A 16,467-nucleotide genomic window follows, 5' to 3' on the forward strand; every position below is an offset into this window, starting at 1 on the left:
CCCGAGGCGCTCGAACAAGTCACTCTTGCGATTCATGGATGACGATGCCCTGCAGCATGTCGACGTCGCATTGCCAGGGTTTCTCCGTGAGAACGCGCTGCCCATGCTCGTATCCCGCCTGCCAGCGTGTGCGGATGCCTGAGCGGGTGAAGTCGATGTCCTTGGTGTGGTCCTCGCCGTCGAGGCGTGGTGAAAGCAGCCGAACAAGGTGCATGACCGAAGGACAACCGTAGGAAGCGAGTTCCTTGAACATCGGATCCTCGCGCCGCTCCTCGGGGACCAGCCTCCCCATTTCGCGCACCACGTGGCGCAGACGATGCAGTTGCTCCTGCCGAGCCACGTGGCTCTTTCCTCGGCTGGCGTATTGAAGGTCCTTTTGCCGCCCCATGACCTGCCAGATCGATTTCGGCTCTGTGGCGCGGGGCTGCCACATGTTCACGGCAAAGATCAGCGCATCCCGCCGCGGCCGCGCGTCGAGCACGACCTCGATGGGCGTGTTCGAATAGATGCCGCCATCCCAGTAGGGCTCGCCATCGATACAGACCGCCGGAAACGCTGGTGGCAAGGCGCCCGAAGCCATGACGTGCGCCGCCGACAGCGTCATCTCACGGGTGTCAAAGTATCTGAGTTCGCTGGTGTTGACGTTGACCGCGCCGACCGTCAGCCGCGTATGGCGCCGGTTGAGATAGTCGAAGTCGATCAGGTCATTCAGTGTCCTCTTGAGCGGATCGGTGGTGTAGTAGGAGGCATTCTCCACACCCACTTCGCGGTTCACACCGAACATGGCGCTGGGGTTCGGTTCAAAGAAGCCCGGTATGCCGCGCATGACCGTGCCCATATTGGCAAAGATGTTGCTTGGAACCATCATCCGGAAAAACTCGTCGAGCGGGCTGCTCCGGCTGACGCCGTCCCAGAATTCCTGAAGCTTAGGCAACCGATCCTTCGGCTCGTTCCCTGCGATCAGCGCGGCGTTGATGGCGCCGATCGAGGTGCCGATGACCCAATCCGGTTCAATCCCACTTTCGGCGAGCGCCTGGTAGACACCTGCCTGGTAGGCTCCGAGGGCTCCTCCTCCCTGAAGCACCAATACAGTCTGGCGCTGGACCGAACCATCGGCCTGATGGCCGGTCTCTGGAAAAGTGTCCGAAGCTGACGGATTTCGGGCGATCTTGTTCATAGCCTTTTTGCTCCTCGTTGCCGGATTCAATGCGCCGTCCAGCCGCCTTCGATCGGCATGATGGCGCCGGTGATCGATGCCGCATCGTCTGAGGCCAGGAACAGGCAAAGCGCCGCAACCTGGGCGACGGTAACAAACTGCTTGGTAGGCTGGGCGGCCAGGAGCACATCCTTGATCACCTGCTCCTCGGTGATCCCGCGTGCCTTGGCGGTGTCCGGTATCTGCTTTTCAACCAGCGGGGTCAGCACATAACCGGGACATACTGCGTTGACGGTGATGCCCTGTTCGGCGACTTCCAGCGCGACCGTCTTGGTCAGGCCGGCGATCCCATGCTTGGCGGCGACATAGGCGGATTTGTATGGCGAGGCGACAAGGGCGTGGGCGGACGCGACGTTGATGATACGACCCCATTTGCGTTCTTTCATGGCCTGCAGAGCGCGCCGGATCGTGTAGAACGACGACATGAGATCGATCGCCACGACTGCTTCGAATTTCTCGATCGGGAATTCTTCGATCGGTGCGACATGCTGAATGCCGGCATTGTTGACGAGGATGTCGACCGCGCCGAACTCGGCGATCGCCTTGTCCATCATCGCAGTGATCGCGCCACCCTTGCTCATGTCCGCATTGTCGTAACGAACGGTCACCCCGTGGTCAGCGGCAAGCTTTGCCCGCAGCAGTTCAATCTCATCGGTATCGCCGAAACCATTGAGCACAATGTTGCAGCCTTTGGCCGCGAAGGCCTCGGCGATGCCTTTGCCGATGCCGCTGGTCGAGCCGGTGATTAGTGCTGTCTTTCCGCTGAGCATCGTCGTTTCCTTCGGTTGGAGCCGCGGCCGGATTGGCCGGCAGACGGCTGCGAGCAACGGGCTTGCGCGCCCAGGTCCTGGAGTTCTGCGCGGAGTATGGCGAGACGCACGAAGCAGCGGAAATGCCGTTGAGACATGGATTCGATAGCTGACGGTCAGATCGTAAGCTCGGTGCCGGCGAAGCCATCGACTTCGCCGCGTTGGCTTGTTTGACGTAGGGTCAACTAGTAAGATCGCGCCGCAACACGGGTCGTGCCGTATGCATGCCCGCTGGGGGAGCGTGCAGTGGAGATCAGTCAGGTCAGATATTTCTTGGCCGTCGCGAAGGAATTGAACTTCACCCGGGCGGCGGAGGAGTGCAACGTCACGCAGCCCGCGCTTTCACGTGCCATCAAGCTGCTGGAGGACGAATTTGGCGGCGCGCTTTTTCATCGTGAGCGACGCTTCACCCATCTAACGGAACTCGGCCGCATGGTCGAAACCTATCTTGAGGGTGTTTTTGAGAACTCCCGGCAGGCCAAGCAGATAGCCGAGCAGTATGTGCATCTGAAGAAGACGCCGCTCAGGGTCGGTATCATGAGCACGATTGCTCCCGACGAGATCATCGAGCTCATCTCGTCCATCCGCGGCCATCACCCGGGTGTGGAGCTTCATCTTTGCGACGCCGACGCGCCGAGTTTACGGCGGCGGCTGCTCGAGGGCGATCTCGAGGCAGCCATTTACGCATTGCCGTCGAACGTTCCCGACGAGGAAGTGCACTCCTTGCCGCTTTTTCGCGAGCAGATGGTGATGGCGGTCCATCTGACCCATCGCCTCGCCAACCAGCGCAGAGTGCAAGTGAAAGACATGAGCAATGAAAGTTACATCCACCGCAACAACTGTGAATTTGCCGGCTATGCCGACGCCGTTCTCTCCGAGCAGGGCGTCACCGTAAGCCCCGTTTACTGGAGCGATCGCGACGATTGGACACTCGCGATGATCGCCGCCGGGCTTGGTTTCGGTTTCATGCCCGAGCATACCGTCAAGCACCCGGGAGTGGTGGCCCTGCCGATCACCGACCCGGAATTCTGGCGCGAGGTCAATCTTGTCACCGTGCGCGGCCGCAGGCATTCGCCAGCGGTTGGCGCGCTGGTGCGCGAGGCTACGCAGAAAAGGTGGTTCGGCGAGCGGGCGAAGGCATTGTCCGCCGCCGAGTAGCCTTGTCGCGGCGAGCATCCGGCCTAGCATATCCGGGCTACGGATCCCCGGTGCATCGTTCGCATTCAGTTTTTTCTGATCGTCGAGGTGACGGACTGGATGACTTCGGTCGCCATCTTGAACTGCGCCTCGCGGTCGGTAATTCCATGCCGCTTGGCGATCCAGTCGAAATCGCTGTAGGCCGCATAAACCGCACCATCCGCGGTCTGATAGACCAGAACACGCACCGGCCAATCGAGCCCGGCTTCCGGATTTGATGTGATGAAGGTCGTCCCAAGCGCCGGATTGCCAAACATCACCAGCCGCGACGGCCTGACATCGTTGCCGGCATTCTTGCCAAGTCTTGCCTGGTCGATGACGCCAAAGAACTTGATGCCCTTCTTGAGAACATCCCTCTTGATGCGCGCGACCGTCTCGCCGACGGAATAGTCGCTCTTCACCGTCACGACACCGTCCGAAGCTGCGGCTGGGAGAACGATCGCCATCATTATGGCGCCGCCGGCAATCATGGTTTTCAGGTAGTTGGTCATCTCAGTCTCCTTTGTTGGATAGTCAAGATTCTCGGCCGTTAAGTCTCATGCCTTTGGAGTTTGAAGCACGCGCGCCACTGCGATCGCGCCGGCGAGGACCGCGGCGAGCACGGTCACGCATGCGGTCCAGCCGATCCGGTCGTAGATCTGTCCGATGACGAAGCTGCCGGCGAGCCCGCCCGCATAGTAGGAGGCGAGGTAAATTCCACTTGCGGCGGCGCGGTCGTGCGAGGCGATGCGGCTGACGTGTCCTGTCGCTATTGCCTGCGCCAGGAAGGTGCCGATTGCGACCAGCGCCATCCCGGCAAGAACGATCGGAAGGCTGGTCGTGAGCAGCAAAAGCAAACCCAGGATCGCCAGCAAGAGCGTCGAACCGATGCCGACCCTTGGACCGAGGCCCGCGGCGACATGCCCGGCCAGTGGAGTGGTCAGCATGGAAGGCAGGAAGACGAAATAGACCAGTCCGAGCGCCATCGGCGACAGCGATAGTGGCGCGGCGACGAGCTGGAAATTCACATAGGTGAAAGTGCCGATAAATACGAAGAGGATCAGGAAGCCGATGGCGAAGCAGCCGCGGAGCTCGGTGTTCTTCAGCGGACCCTTCCAGGCCGCACGGGCCGGACCGCCCATCGTGTCGGCACGCATCATCGCGGATGTCTTCTGCAGCGTGAACCAGACGAGAGCCGCACCAATCAGATTGAGGGCGGCGAATGTCAGGAAGTTGGTGGAAATGCCGAATGTGTCGGCGACGGCGGCCGACATCAGCCGTCCGAAGAAGTTGCTGGCGACGTTACCGGTCACATAGGCCGCAAGCGCACTCGTCGTCTGCCGCGCGGAAAAATGCTCGGCCAGGTAGGCCATGGTCAGTGTGAACGCGGTCGACATACACAAGCCTTGGGCAACACGCAGCAGGGCGAAGACCAAGATACTGTCGGTCTGCGACAAAAGCGTCGTCGGGATCGCCAGCACCGCAAGGCTGATCCAGATGCCATTGCGGCGATCGAGGTTCCTGCCGAAAAGCGCCACCGCGATCCCGGCCACAGCCATGCCGAACGTGCTGGCGTTAACGGCAAAACCCATGGTCGCGCGGCTAACACCGAATTTTATCACCAGCGAAGGCAGGATGGCCTGGGTGGCGAACAAATCGACGAGCGTGAGAAACGCGATCAGGGCAATCAGGCCGAAGCGCCAGCTGTCGGCGGCAACCATGCGCAGCCGCGTCGGTTCAGTCTGTTCACTGGTCGTCATGACAAGGCTCCGTGGCCACACGTCCCCAGGAGATCACCCGAGGACGCGCTTTCAGTTGCTGATGCTGGAATCTGTTCGCCGCGCCGAGCGGCTCACATCATGTGGTCTTCGTGCATTGTCGGTGGCAGGACGTCGGCCGAATAGAGCACCGCAGGCACCTTGCCGTTGTTCTTCCACCAGTGAGCGAGCTGGCCGAACTCGGCGGTCACGTCGCCAGCCGGATGCTCGATGCCGACCTTGCAGGTGCTGCGATATTCGGTGATCGAGCCTTCGACGACGATAATGTTAGCTGGGCGGACATTGTGCTCATGCCACGGCACGACGCCGCCCGGCTGCACGACGAGCTTGCGCAGGCGCAGCATGTTGCCTTTCCAGGCCTCGCCCTTGCTGCTCAGATCGATCGCGGAGAGAATCGTGTCGACGACGCCGACCGGCTTGCTTGGATGTTCCTGGATGTCGGTCGTGGCGGCCTGGCCGGCAGGGCAGTCGCCGGCGAAGGCCGGAGCAGCGGAAAAGGCAGCAGTTGCGGAAAGCAGCCCGACCGCAAACGCGAGGTTGAGTTTCTTGGTAGCCATCTTGTATTTCTCCTTTGTCGGTGCCCAAACGCGGGAGGCGGGGCATGACAGGGAGAGTGATCGGAGCCGCGAAGAAAGAGAAATGCTGACTGGCTTTCAATTCGATACCTGAAAACTATCGTGAGCCATGATGGCTGCACGCAGACGCATGGCATCACATGCCACGCCGTGCCAGAATTTCTTGGAGTTTGTTTCAGGCTGCGGTCTTGTGGAGTGCCTGGGCTATGGCACTTTCCGGCCAGCCATGCGCCTTGACGCTGTTGACGAAGGCCGATGCCGCCGGCGAGAACCTGCGTCCCGCGACGACGACCAGGGACACTTCCCGCCAGACTTCGGGATCGATGACGGGCCGGACCTGCAAGCCCGGGATCACTGCGCTGAACTCCGGGATGAAGCAGATCCCAAGTCCGCCTGAAACCATATTCTGGATCCAGTCCTCGCGCTCGCTGGCGTAGGAGATCCTGAGCTTCACGCCGCGGTCGGTGCACAGTCCGGCGAGGTGATCACGATACTCGCAGTTGAGCCGCCTGAGATAGTTTTCACCGTCGAGTTCGGAGATGGCGACATTGTCGTTGCGAGCCAGCCGATGGCCGTTTGGAAAGGCCAGAACAAAGCGTTCGCGATAAAGTGGCGTGACATCGAATCGGTCCGGAAAGCTGTCGCTCGACGCCATGATGGCGACGTCGATCTCGCCTGACTCAAGCAGCTGAGAGAGCGATGCTGGCACGCCCTCGACCAGCTGCAGCTGGATGCCCTGCTGGCGTCGGTTGAAGTCGGTCAGCAGGCCGGTGAAGCGGCGCGGCCCGATGGTGCACATGACGCCAACTTTGAGGTTGGCATTTTCCAGGCACAAGAATCTCGACGCTTCCTGCCGCACTCCGGTCAGCTCGTCGAGGATCTGCTGGAAACGAGGGCGCAGCAGCACGCCAAGATCGGTAAGGTGGGTTAGGTTTCGCTCGCGGCGAAACAGCAGGCCGCCGACCTCGTCTTCGAGCTGCTGGATGGCGCGAGACAGCGCTGGCTGGGTGACATTGCACTTTTCGCCGGCGCGCGTGAAATTTCGCGTCTCGCACACGGCAAGGAAGTAGCGGATGTGATGAATGTCCATGCCGATTTGTCCCCGTTGCGTAGTCCTTTTTTGCTCAACCGAACCTTGCCGCAAACGACATCAACGTTCCAATGCACCGCTGCTATAAAGTTCATAGCATATCGTCATGGGTTGGCGCGGTTTGGCGCCACTGAAAGGCTTTGGCGGGACATAGGGGACGGCGGCGAGCAACTTGCTCGCCGTCGCGCTCTGGAAAGCCAGGGTGACGTTCAGCTGTTGCCGCCGAGCTGATGAACTTTCACGCAGAATTCGGCATGGGGCTTGCTCATCGCTGCGTCGTTGCATTCTTTCTTCATGGCATCCCGTTTGTCCTTCGACATGGCGCCCCAGGCTGCTTTGAAGTCGGCATCCGATTTCATCGTCTTCATGCCGGCGTCGGTGAAGAAAGGCTGCATATTGGACGGCTCGTCGAGCACGCCGGCGAAAGCAACGCCGCTCAGAACGGAAAGTGCGAAGGCGCCGAGGCAGATAGCTTTGATATTCATGGTATGATCCTTCTCTGGAGTTGAGCAATCGTCCCATCGAGGACTGCAGTAATTATCGACAGCAATTTAGAACTCTGTGGTCCCTCCTTGCCGGGATGCACTTTGCTGCAATCGGTGTGGGAGTTGCCAATGCCATCTGCGTATGGAGTTTATGCCGGTTCTGTAGCCAGCCACTGATGGCCTGACTTGCAGCTATTTGGCGCCACCAAGCGCCAGGACGTTTGCGCAGAACGGCGCATGTGCCTTGCTCATCGCCGGGTCGTTGCACGCCCTCTTCATTGCGGCCCGATCTCGCTTTGGCGTGGCTCGCCACGCCTTCTTGAACTCAGCCATCGGCTTCATCGTTTTCATCCCGGCATCTTTGTAGAACGAGGGGAAAGATGCCAGATCGCTGAGGGGGTCGGCGGAGGCGCCTCCCGCAAGAAGACCGAGAGCAATCACCCCTACATACAAGGCTCGTATTTTCATGACGCATTCCTTTGGCTGTCGATCGATTGCCTAGGCGACGATCGTCGTGCTGGTCAAAACAACCAACCCCTCTGGTTTGCCTGGCAACCAAACTTGCGACGGGCACGCGATGGCGACCAATGCAATCTACCTATGGAGTTCATGCCAGCTTGGCATTTCGCCAGCAGCAGATGATGCGGCAGTCTCTTCATCGAACGCCCCTAGCGGCGTTATGGGATGGAGACCAACACGATGCATATCCAGACCGGAATCGAAACCAGCCGAACCTCCGTAGGCGGCGCAGGCCGTGCGATGGACGACCGGCAACCTGTCGACATTGTCGTGGCAAACGATGCACACGGCGCGTTTGTCTGGGGCGTTCTCGACCGCTTGCTGGATCAGCCCGACCTTTGCTTCGGCAACATTACAGCGTCCGGGTTCGGCGCGATGGAAGCCGCGGTTCTCGCCTATGGTCTGGCCCTGGGCGGCCAGCGTGGTGCACGCACGGCACTCACCAATTTCTGGCGACGCGTCAGTCACGCATCGATGTTGATGGCAGAGAAGGCCAGCCCTCTGAGATCCATCCTGGAGCAGACAATCGAAATTGCGGAGATCCGTAAGAAGACCTGTCCTGTGAAACTCAACATCGTGGCTTCGAATGCCCGCACCGATGCTGTGAAGGTCTTCCCAAGCGATCAATTGTCGATCGATATTATCCTAGCAGCGGCGACGGTCCCATTCCTGTTCCCGGCCGTGGAGATCGACGGTGACACCTACTGGGGTGACGGGGACGTTTCGGTTTTGCCATCGTTCCAGGCCATTGAACCAGGTGCCCAGTTGATCATCGCCGGCAAGCCCTCAGGGTCCATGACGCCCTGTTCGGATCATCGCGTCGCCGCCATGCCCGGCACCCCGAATTTGGCCCGGACACAGACCATCTTCGACACTGCGCACCGGGCTGGCGCAACGATGTTTTTAAGGCCCTGGACCGACTGGGGTGAACTGACCGCCATGCGCGACAGAGGGCGGAAGAAAGTTGAGGACTGGCTTATGGCCGACCATTTCGCGGACGACCGCTCCGCCGTCGAGAAAAAGGGAAATATGTCTAGGCGCCTCCCTCCCGCCTAGCCGCGCCTGCTTCGCCCGCTCACTAACGCAGGCGCCAAGCCCTCCGGTTCCCCGCCGGAGGGCTTTTGCTTGGCAGGGGCTTCAACATAGTGACCGCGTATCAAATCCATGCCGAGACAGCATTTCAGCTCGGCCGCCGGATCGGGGACACTGCTTGCAGACAGGCCGCAAGGTCGGTCTTTCCCTCGAAACGCAACCAGGAGACACGTCTGTGATCAACGCCAAAACCCTCATCGGATCGGCCCTAGCGGCCGCCACTTCGCTGGCCACAACGGCCGCCTATAGCGGCCCAGCTGCCAAGCCCGCCTTCGCCTTCGAAAAGTGCTACGGCGTCGTCAAGGCTGGCCAGAACGACTGCCAGACCGCGACGCATTCCTGCGCCGGCACCTCCACAGCCGACAACCAGCCGGATTCGTGGCTCTACGTGCCCGCCGGCAGCTGCGCGAAGATCGCTGGCGGCAGCGACAAGCCTAAGGCCTAACCGATCAGACTTCGAGCCAACCCCATTGGAAGGAGCAGACCGATGTCCCGTGCATTTCAGCGCCTCTCGATCCCCGCATCAGCGGGCATCGGTCTTCGCTCACCTCACATCAGCGAGATGCTGACCCGCAGACCCTCCGCTGGCTGGCTCGAAGTTCATGCCGAGAACTACATGGGACACGGCGCCGGCGTCGAAGCGTTGGACCGGCTGCGCCAAATCTATCCGCTATCGGTTCATGGCGTTGGCCTCTCGCTGGGCAGCGCGCGAGGAGTGGACCGCGATCATCTGGAAAGGCTGCGCAAGGTCTGCGAGCGCTTCCAGCCCGATCTCGTCTCGGAACATCTCGCTTGGAGCGTGGCCGACGGCGCCTACCTGAACGACCTGTTGCCGCTGCGCTATGACGAAGAGGCGCTGGCGATCGTGGCGCGCAATGTCGAGACTGTCCAGGGCGCGCTGGGGCGGCAGGTGCTGATCGAAAATCTGTCTGCCTATGTCGCCTTTGTGGATTCCTCTATGAACGAGGCCGAATTCCTGGCCGAGCTCGTCGCGCGGACCGGCTGTGGCCTGCTGCTGGATGTCAACAATGTCCAGGTTTCGGCGCACAACCTCCAATATGATCCAAAAGCCTTCATCGATGCGCTGCCAGTAGAGGCTATCGGTGAGATCCATCTTGCCGGACATGCGACCAATCACGTCGGGACCGACACCGTGCTCATCGACGATCATGGCTCGCGCGTGCCACCGGTTGTCTGGGCGCTCTACCAGCATGCCATAAGTCGGCTTGGACCGCGCCCTACCCTGATCGAATGGGACACCGATGTTCCTGTTCTCGATGTGCTGCTCGGCGAAGCGATGTGGGCCGACATGCTTTCCGCTTCGATCATGTTCAACCGCAAGCAGGCCGCGAGACAAACGGCGGCCGCAAAACCCCGACCACAGTCCACCCTCGTTTCCTTCGAAACCGAGGCAAGGACAGGCATGCCCGTGCTTGCGGCATTTGCTGTCGCCAAGGCCGGACAGGTCATGCCGTTAGCGTTGCCGCCAATAATACAGGGAGGATATCATGCTGCCGCTTGAAGACTTGCAGACCACCATCGCGCGCTCGGTGCTTGCCATGGAGCCGTTGGTTGCCGCAAAAATTTTGACCGCCGGCAAGGCCGATCCTTTGGCGCGCCTGCGTATCTACCAAAACAACACTCGCAGTTCGCTCACTTCGGTCCTGATGGCGGTGTTTCCCGTCACGGTTCGCCTTGTCGATGAACGGTTCTTCCGTTTCGTAGCCAGCGAGTTCATTCGACGGCATCCGCCGGTGGAGTCGCGGCTGGCGCGTTATGGCGCCGGCTTCCCGCGCTTCCTGAAGACGATCGACACACTTTCCGACATGCCGATCGTGGCCGAGACCGCACGGCTCGAATGGACCATCGCAGAAGCGCTCGACGCAGTTTGCCTGCCGTCGCGAACCCTGTCTGAATATGACAGCACCAATCTGGGACCCTCGCCCGATATCCTGTTGCAGCCCTCCCTGCGGCTGATCGTTTCGCACTGGTCGATCCTGTCCGTTTGGACGGCGCACCAGCAAGAGGCGACTATCGACCAGCAGAGTGCCTGGATAAGGCGCCCTCAACGCGTGGCGTTGTGGCGGGCCGGGGATAATGTTCGTCTGGTTCTTCTCGATCGTGCGAACTTTGCGTTCCGGCATTCGTTGAAGCACGGCCTCGGCCTCGAACACGCCATGGGCCGCGCCCTCGCTCTCGATCCGTCATTCGATCTCGTGTCCGCGCTCGTGCGTCTGTTTGGCGACGGGCTCGTTACGGACGTGCATATCCCGATACATCCCCTCTCAAACTGATGGAGACTGTCATGACCGCAATTTCAGATCATTCCTCGACTGGCCCAACTGGCCTTGTTGGTGTCTACAGGCGCATCATCAAATTGCCTGAAAGCATTCCATTCTCGCTGATCCAGCTCGCCGCCCGTATTGCGGTGGCGCATGTCTTCTGGCAATCGGCGCAGAGCAAGCTGGCGTCCTGGCCTGTGACGCTGCAGCTGTTCGCCAGCGAATACAACCTACCGTTCATCGATCCGTCGATTGCGGCGCCGCTGGCGACAGCCGCCGAAATCACCGGATCGGTGCTGCTTTTGTTAGGGCTCTTTTCGCGCATCGGCGCTCTGATGCTGCTCGGTGTCGTATCGGTGATCCAGATCTTCGTATTTCCGGAAAACTGGGCCGAGCATCTTCTGTGGGCCTCGTTGCTCCTTCTGGTGCTGACACGTGGCGCCGGCGTGTTCTCCCTCGACCATGTCGCCGAGCGGGCTTTCTCGGCGTTCGGAAAGTGAACATTTCAACTGAGTAGCGAGGCACACGGTGCGCGTCTTCATCATTCATGCCCACCCCGAGCCCAACAGTTTCAACGGCGCCCTCACCCGCGCAGCACAAGAGGCGCTGTCTGCGGCAGGGCATCAGGTCGTCGTCTCCGATCTTTACGCCATGGGCTTCAATCCGGTGTCGGATCGCCGCAACTTTACGACCGTGCGCGACGCGAACTACTACCGACAGCAGGCCGAGGAGGCGAATGCGGCAGCCTTTGACGGATTTGCTGCCGACATCCAGGCGGAGATGGACAAGCTTTTCTGGTGCGACGCGCTGATCCTGCAGTTCCCGCTCTGGTGGTTCGGACTACCGGCAATCCTCAAGGGCTGGGTTGACCGAGTGTTCGCGTCAGGCGGCCGCATCTATGGCGGCGGCAAATGGTATGATCGCGGCGTTTTCGTAGGCAAGCGCGCAATGTGTTCCGTCACAATCGGCGGACCGCAGCCGATCTATTCCGACCGCGGACTAAACGGGCCTATCAATGAAATCCTGTTCCCAATCAACCACGGGATACTCTACTTTGTTGGCTTCACGGTGATCGAGCCATTCCTGGTGCATGCACCAGTTCGCATCAGCGGTGGCGAGCGCCGGATGCAGCTCGATCGTTACCGTGAGCGCGTCCTCAGCCTCGCATATGCCCCTACCATCGCGTATCCGAAGCTCGCGGACTTCGACGAGGCCTATGTTTTGAAATCGGCGTGACAGAAGCCTTGTCCTCACCGGCCTGGACGCCACACACGCGATTCCTGAGCTCGCACGTTTGTCTGATGCACCGGCGATTTGAGGTCCTACTCTTGTTGAGAATTTTCAGGTGGCGGTCACGTTGCTGTGAGCCCCGTAACAGTCAGCCGACGCGGAGCGAACAACGAACTGTCAACGTCGTCCACCTCGGATTCTTTCCGACGGTGCCGACTTCTCACACACCGCACATACAAGAAAGTTCGCAGGATGCGTTTCCGTCAACTTTTCTCAAGAACCACATTCTCCCCTTCAAGTGCTGCTGCCGGGTGGGCGCCGTTGCCGATAAGGTTGATCGTAGGCCTTGGCTTTCTGGCCCATGGCTACGCCAAACTCAGCAGAGGGCCGGAAAGCTTTGGCGTCGTGCTTCAGACATTGGGAGTCCCAGTGCCTCAATTGCTGGCATGGCTGACTACGCTGGTTGAACTTGTCGGCGGTGGCGCTGTGCTGGCGGGCGCGTTCATTCCGCTCGCCAGTGTGCCGATGGCGATCGTGCTTTTGACTGCATTGTTCACAGTCCATTCCCAATACGGATTCTTCTCAGTGAAGTTTGCCGAAGTGACCGCCAGAGGGATCCGGTTCGGGCCTGTCGGCTACGAAATAATCCTGCTTTACCTGGGCGGCCTTGCAACGCTTGCAGTAGGTGGTCCTGGCCGTTTATCGCTTGAGACGGTCTTGCCTCGACCCAAGGGAATCGAGCGATCGAGATGACTACCCTTGCCCAGCCCAAGCACGATCTTTCTGCGATTGAAATCGACGCCATCGAAGACAGGATCTACGGCTACAACCGGGATGCGATAGGGCGCGATGACGCCCAGGGCCTTGGCTTTGTGATCCGCGACGAGGTGGGACGCATCATCGGTGTCGCAACAGGATATTCCTGGGCAGGCACTTCCGAACTCAAACAGATGTGGATCGAAGAGGCGTTTAGGGGACGCGGCTATGCGCGAGAGCTGTTGAACGCCTTCGCCGCCGAAGCCGTCGCTCGAGGCGTTCGGCGGATCTGGGTGCAGAGCCATGATTTCCAGGCGCCAGGACTGTATGAAAAAGCCGGTTTCGTGCGTGTAGCAGAGTTTGCAGATTGGCCCGAGCGACACTCCAACGTCATTCTCTGCAGAACCCTGGAAGCCACGACGGCAACCCCATGATCACCATTCGAATTGCGCAAGACGCTGACGCGGAAGCACTACCCGATATCGAACAGTCGGCTGGTGAGGCTTACCGTGAAATTGCAGAGCTTGCCTGGATCGCCGATGACGACAACCAGACCGTCGAGCGCCACCGTGAACTCATCGCCAAGGGCACGTGCTGGGTCGCGGTGGGCCACGACGACCGGCCGGTCGCGTTCCTGAGCGCGGAGATCCAGGACGACACATTGCACGTCTGGGAACTTGCCGTTCGCCTGGAACGACAACGCTGGGGTATCGGGCGCGCCTTGCTTGAAAATGCAATCACGGATGCGGGGGGCCGCGGCCTTGTCGCCCTCAGCTTAACCACGTTCCGCGACGTGATCTGGAACGCTCCATTTTACCAAAAGCTGGGATTCCAGATGCTGGACGATGCGCAAGCGGGAGAGTGGCTTCGTCAGGTGCTGCGTCGAGAAGTCGAACACGGGATGCCAGCAAGCCGACGTTGTGCGATGCGCCTTGTTCTTTCTGAAACTTGAGCGCCTTAGCATGAGGATTCGCATCCCTTTGACGCAATGAGCCAAACGACCCTGAGGTAGCACATTCGCTCCGATGTTCTGCCGGCGTATAGGCCCGCTCTCTCTGAGAACTCCAAGGCATCGGTCACGTTCCTGTGAAGCTGTAACAGTCAATCGCTACGGGGCGAATAGTGGACTGTTATGGCCAGGCCTTCCCCGGAGACGGGATATGGCTTGTCGCCCATGGCGAGTGTTTGGGATCGAGCTGGAGGAGAAAGCCGATGCTAAAGCGCAATCAGGAAAAACTGCCCGATCAGGAAAAGCTGGAGGCCCTGCTAGGAAGGATGGTCGGCGATCTCGGCGCCATCACCACCGGGGCTGCGGTCCTGCTGGGAGACAGGCTCGGCCTTTTCGCGGCAATGAGCGCTGGCGGCAAGATGACCGCCGCACAGCTTGCCAAAAGGACCGGCACCCAAGAACGGCTGGTCCGCGAATGGCTCTCGGCGCAGGCGGCGGCAGGTTATGTCGAGTATGACGAGGCTGGCGACAGCTTCTACCTCAGCCCCGAGCAGGAACAGGTTTTCGTCAATGAGGACAGCCCGGCCTTCATGGCCGGCGCGTTCGAGGTGGTCTCGACACTGTGGCTCGACGAGGAGAAGGTCAGGCAGGCCTTCCGCTCTGGCAAAGGTCTTGGCTGGCACGATCACAGCGCCTGCCTGTTCCGCGGCACAGAGCGCTTCTTCCGGCCAGGCTACAACGCCAATCTTATCGGCTCCTGGCTGCCGGCGCTTGATGGTGTTGTCGAAAGGCTGGAGCGCGGCATAGACGTCGCCGATGTCGGCTGCGGCCATGGCGCCTCTACCGTGCTGATGGCCAAGGCCTTCCCGAACTCGCGCTTTACCGGCTTCGACTATCACGCCCCGTCGATCGAGCGCGCCCGCGCCGCCGCGAAGGAGGCCGGCGTCGCCGGCAACACCAACTTCGAAATTGCGGCGGCCAAGGATTTCCCAGGCACCTACGATCTGGTCGCATTCTTCGACTGCCTGCACGACATGGGCGATCCGGAGGGTGCTGCCAGGCATGTGCACAACGCGCTCAAGGCGGACGGCACCTGGATGATTGTCGAGCCCTTCGCCCACGACAAGCTCTCGGCCAACCTCAACCCGGTTGGTCGCATCTACTACGCCGCCTCGACCTTCATCTGCACGCCTGCGTCGCTCTCCCAGGAGGTCGGGCTGGGCCTCGGCGCCCAGGCCGGCGAGGCGAGGCTTCGCAAGGTCGTGTCGGGTGGCGGGTTCAAGCGGTTCCGCCGCGCCACCGAAACCCCGTTCAACATGGTTCTCGAGGCACGCCCGTAAGGCTGGCCAGGCAAGAGAGTCTTCGCAATCGATTGGAGGAAGGCATGACTGCTTACAACGTCGTTCGGTTCCGCACCAAGCCGGGCAAGGAACAGGCATTCATCGATGCACACAAGAAAGCGAGCCTCGACGCCACGGGCTTCCGAAAGGCCGCTCTGATCAAGACCGGCGACCGGACCTTCTGCGTCGTCGGTGAATGGAACGACTTGGACAGCCTCGCGACGGCACGGCCGCAGATGATCGGCCTTTTGGACACCATGCGAGACATGCTGGAGGATCTCGGCGGCGACCTCGGCGTGACCGATCCTGTCTCCGGAACGGTCGTCGCCGATATCAGGACCTGAAGGGGCCCAGCTGCGGCTGTGTGCACCCCTCAACCATTAATGTGGGAGCCCGCCCATCAAAATCAGCGAGCGACGCACGAATTAGTGGAGTGCGCTCGGCCTTCGGCGTATAAATGGCCCTTAGTTTCGGGGAGGAAGCGCCATGGACGCAGTGCCTCAATGGCGGCTCGCGGGCGACTGGTTCGACATCTGCAGCTGCGACATCCCTTGCCCTTGTGAGTTCGCCCAGCGGCCAACCGGCAATCACTGCCAGGGCGTGCTCGCCTGGCATGTGCGCGAGGGCCAGTATGGCGAGGTGAAGCTCGACGGCCTGACGCTGGTGGCGCTCGGCGAGTTCGAAGGCAATCTATGGGCCGGCGAGGCAAAGGCCGTGATGGGCATGTATCTCGACGAGAAGGCTAATGAGCCGCAGCGCGAGGCACTGCAGATGATCTTCGGCGGCCACGCCGGCGGCTGGCCGGCGGGCTTTGCCGCCAATATCGGCGAGATGCGCGGCATGGAGTTCGTGCCAATCACTTTCGAGGTGGCGGGCGACCTGGCCACCTGGCGAGTCGAGATTACTGGCCTCGTCGTCGGCCGCGCTGAAGCGCTTTCCGGTCCTACAACACCGCCGGGCAAGCGGGTGCAGACAATCAACCCGCCCGGCTCAGAGGTCGGCCCGGGCCAGGTTGCCACCTGGGGGCGTTCTGTCGAGGTGACCACCAAAGGCTTCGGGCTCGACTGGACGGGCACGGCCCGCTCGAGCAAGCACATTCCATTCGACTGGACCGGCCCGAACTAGGGCGTGCGCCGATGCCTGACGCGTTCCCCAAGAAAACGTGGCGGC

General features: G+C 60.7%; 21 protein-coding genes. 13 read left to right on the forward strand and 8 right to left on the reverse strand.

The window, feature by feature from the left end; all coding sequences use genetic code 11:
- Positions 1-19 precede the first annotated feature (19 nt).
- Positions 20-1,177, reverse strand: coding sequence for a patatin-like phospholipase family protein (locus JN279_RS34740; protein WP_202351448.1), 1,158 nt, complete (start codon positions 1,175-1,177; stop codon positions 20-22).
- 26 nt (positions 1,178-1,203) lie between these two features.
- The gene (locus JN279_RS34745; protein WP_202351449.1) at positions 1,204-1,986 is read right to left on the reverse strand and encodes a 3-hydroxybutyrate dehydrogenase; all 783 of its coding nucleotides are present in this window, start codon (positions 1,984-1,986) and stop codon (positions 1,204-1,206) included.
- Positions 1,987-2,271: 285 nt separating this feature from the next.
- Between JN279_RS34745 and JN279_RS34750 the strand changes: the two genes are divergently transcribed.
- A complete protein-coding gene (locus JN279_RS34750) occupies positions 2,272-3,183 on the forward strand; it encodes a LysR family transcriptional regulator (protein ID WP_202351450.1) in 912 nt (303 codons plus the stop codon).
- A 65-nt stretch (positions 3,184-3,248) separates the two neighbouring features.
- Here the strand turns inward: JN279_RS34750 and JN279_RS34755 are convergent, their stop codons facing one another.
- The 6 genes from JN279_RS34755 to JN279_RS34780 all read right to left on the reverse strand — a co-directional run bounded on the left by JN279_RS34755 (position 3,249) and on the right by JN279_RS34780 (position 7,597).
- On the reverse strand, positions 3,249-3,713 hold the full coding sequence (locus JN279_RS34755) for a DUF302 domain-containing protein (RefSeq protein ID WP_096454056.1): 465 nt from the start codon (positions 3,711-3,713) through the stop codon (positions 3,249-3,251).
- Positions 3,714-3,758: 45 nt separating this feature from the next.
- Positions 3,759-4,961 carry an MFS transporter gene (locus JN279_RS34760; RefSeq protein WP_202351451.1) on the reverse strand — a complete coding sequence of 401 codons (1,203 nt, stop codon included), beginning with the start codon at positions 4,959-4,961 and terminating at the stop codon, positions 3,759-3,761.
- Between the two features lie 92 nt (positions 4,962-5,053).
- On the reverse strand, positions 5,054-5,536 hold the full coding sequence (locus tag JN279_RS34765; protein ID WP_096454052.1) for a cupin: 483 nt from the start codon (positions 5,534-5,536) through the stop codon (positions 5,054-5,056).
- Between the two features lie 193 nt (positions 5,537-5,729).
- Complete coding sequence (locus tag JN279_RS34770; protein ID WP_202351452.1) at positions 5,730-6,644, reverse strand: LysR family transcriptional regulator; 915 nt, start codon at positions 6,642-6,644, stop codon at positions 5,730-5,732.
- Positions 6,645-6,853: 209 nt separating this feature from the next.
- Positions 6,854-7,129: a hypothetical protein gene (locus JN279_RS34775; protein ID WP_096454048.1), complete on the reverse strand. Its 276-nt coding sequence runs from the start codon at positions 7,127-7,129 to the stop codon at positions 6,854-6,856.
- 192 nt (positions 7,130-7,321) lie between these two features.
- Positions 7,322-7,597 (reverse strand): hypothetical protein, encoded by a 276-nt coding sequence (locus JN279_RS34780; RefSeq protein ID WP_096454046.1) that lies wholly within the window; start codon positions 7,595-7,597, stop codon positions 7,322-7,324.
- 231 nt (positions 7,598-7,828) lie between these two features.
- On the opposite strand from JN279_RS34780, the gene JN279_RS34785 reads away from it, so the two are divergent.
- From JN279_RS34785 to JN279_RS34840, 12 genes are all read left to right on the forward strand, one after another.
- Positions 7,829-8,704 (forward strand): patatin-like phospholipase family protein, encoded by an 876-nt coding sequence (locus JN279_RS34785; RefSeq protein WP_202351453.1) that lies wholly within the window; start codon positions 7,829-7,831, stop codon positions 8,702-8,704.
- A gap of 211 nt (positions 8,705-8,915) precedes the next feature.
- Positions 8,916-9,185, forward strand: coding sequence for a BufA1 family periplasmic bufferin-type metallophore (locus JN279_RS34790; protein WP_096454042.1), 270 nt, complete (start codon positions 8,916-8,918; stop codon positions 9,183-9,185).
- A gap of 42 nt (positions 9,186-9,227) precedes the next feature.
- Positions 9,228-10,262, forward strand: coding sequence for an MNIO family bufferin maturase (gene bufB, locus JN279_RS34795; RefSeq protein ID WP_096454040.1), 1,035 nt, complete (start codon positions 9,228-9,230; stop codon positions 10,260-10,262).
- On the forward strand, positions 10,249-11,034 hold the full coding sequence (locus JN279_RS34800) for an HvfC/BufC N-terminal domain-containing protein (RefSeq protein ID WP_096454038.1): 786 nt from the start codon (positions 10,249-10,251) through the stop codon (positions 11,032-11,034). The genes bufB and JN279_RS34800 overlap by 14 nt, the downstream gene beginning before the upstream one ends.
- 11 nt (positions 11,035-11,045) lie before the next feature.
- Complete coding sequence (locus tag JN279_RS34805) at positions 11,046-11,522, forward strand: DoxX family protein (protein ID WP_096454036.1); 477 nt, start codon at positions 11,046-11,048, stop codon at positions 11,520-11,522.
- A gap of 28 nt (positions 11,523-11,550) precedes the next feature.
- Positions 11,551-12,258, forward strand: a complete 708-nt coding sequence (locus JN279_RS34810; RefSeq protein WP_096454034.1) for an NAD(P)H-dependent oxidoreductase — start codon at positions 11,551-11,553, stop codon at positions 12,256-12,258.
- 246 nt (positions 12,259-12,504) lie between these two features.
- On the forward strand, positions 12,505-13,005 hold the full coding sequence (locus JN279_RS34815; protein ID WP_096454032.1) for a DoxX family protein: 501 nt from the start codon (positions 12,505-12,507) through the stop codon (positions 13,003-13,005).
- The gene (locus JN279_RS34820) at positions 13,002-13,442 is read left to right on the forward strand and encodes a GNAT family N-acetyltransferase (RefSeq protein ID WP_244734294.1); all 441 of its coding nucleotides are present in this window, start codon (positions 13,002-13,004) and stop codon (positions 13,440-13,442) included. Before JN279_RS34815 ends, JN279_RS34820 begins: the two co-directional genes overlap by 4 nt.
- Positions 13,439-13,960, forward strand: a complete 522-nt coding sequence (locus tag JN279_RS34825; protein WP_202351454.1) for a GNAT family N-acetyltransferase — start codon at positions 13,439-13,441, stop codon at positions 13,958-13,960. The genes JN279_RS34820 and JN279_RS34825 overlap by 4 nt, the downstream gene beginning before the upstream one ends.
- A gap of 260 nt (positions 13,961-14,220) precedes the next feature.
- Entirely contained in the window at positions 14,221-15,297 is a 1,077-nt protein-coding gene (locus JN279_RS34830) for a class I SAM-dependent methyltransferase (protein ID WP_096454030.1), read from the forward strand.
- 44 nt (positions 15,298-15,341) lie between these two features.
- Entirely contained in the window at positions 15,342-15,641 is a 300-nt protein-coding gene (locus JN279_RS34835; RefSeq protein ID WP_096458601.1) for a putative quinol monooxygenase, read from the forward strand.
- 142 nt (positions 15,642-15,783) lie between these two features.
- Positions 15,784-16,422, forward strand: a complete 639-nt coding sequence (locus JN279_RS34840) for a DUF1326 domain-containing protein (RefSeq protein ID WP_096454028.1) — start codon at positions 15,784-15,786, stop codon at positions 16,420-16,422.
- Positions 16,423-16,467 lie beyond the last annotated feature (45 nt).

The organism is Mesorhizobium sp. 113-1-2 (genome assembly GCF_016756475.1).
GTDB classification, from domain to species: domain Bacteria; phylum Pseudomonadota; class Alphaproteobacteria; order Rhizobiales; family Rhizobiaceae; genus Mesorhizobium; species Mesorhizobium loti_C.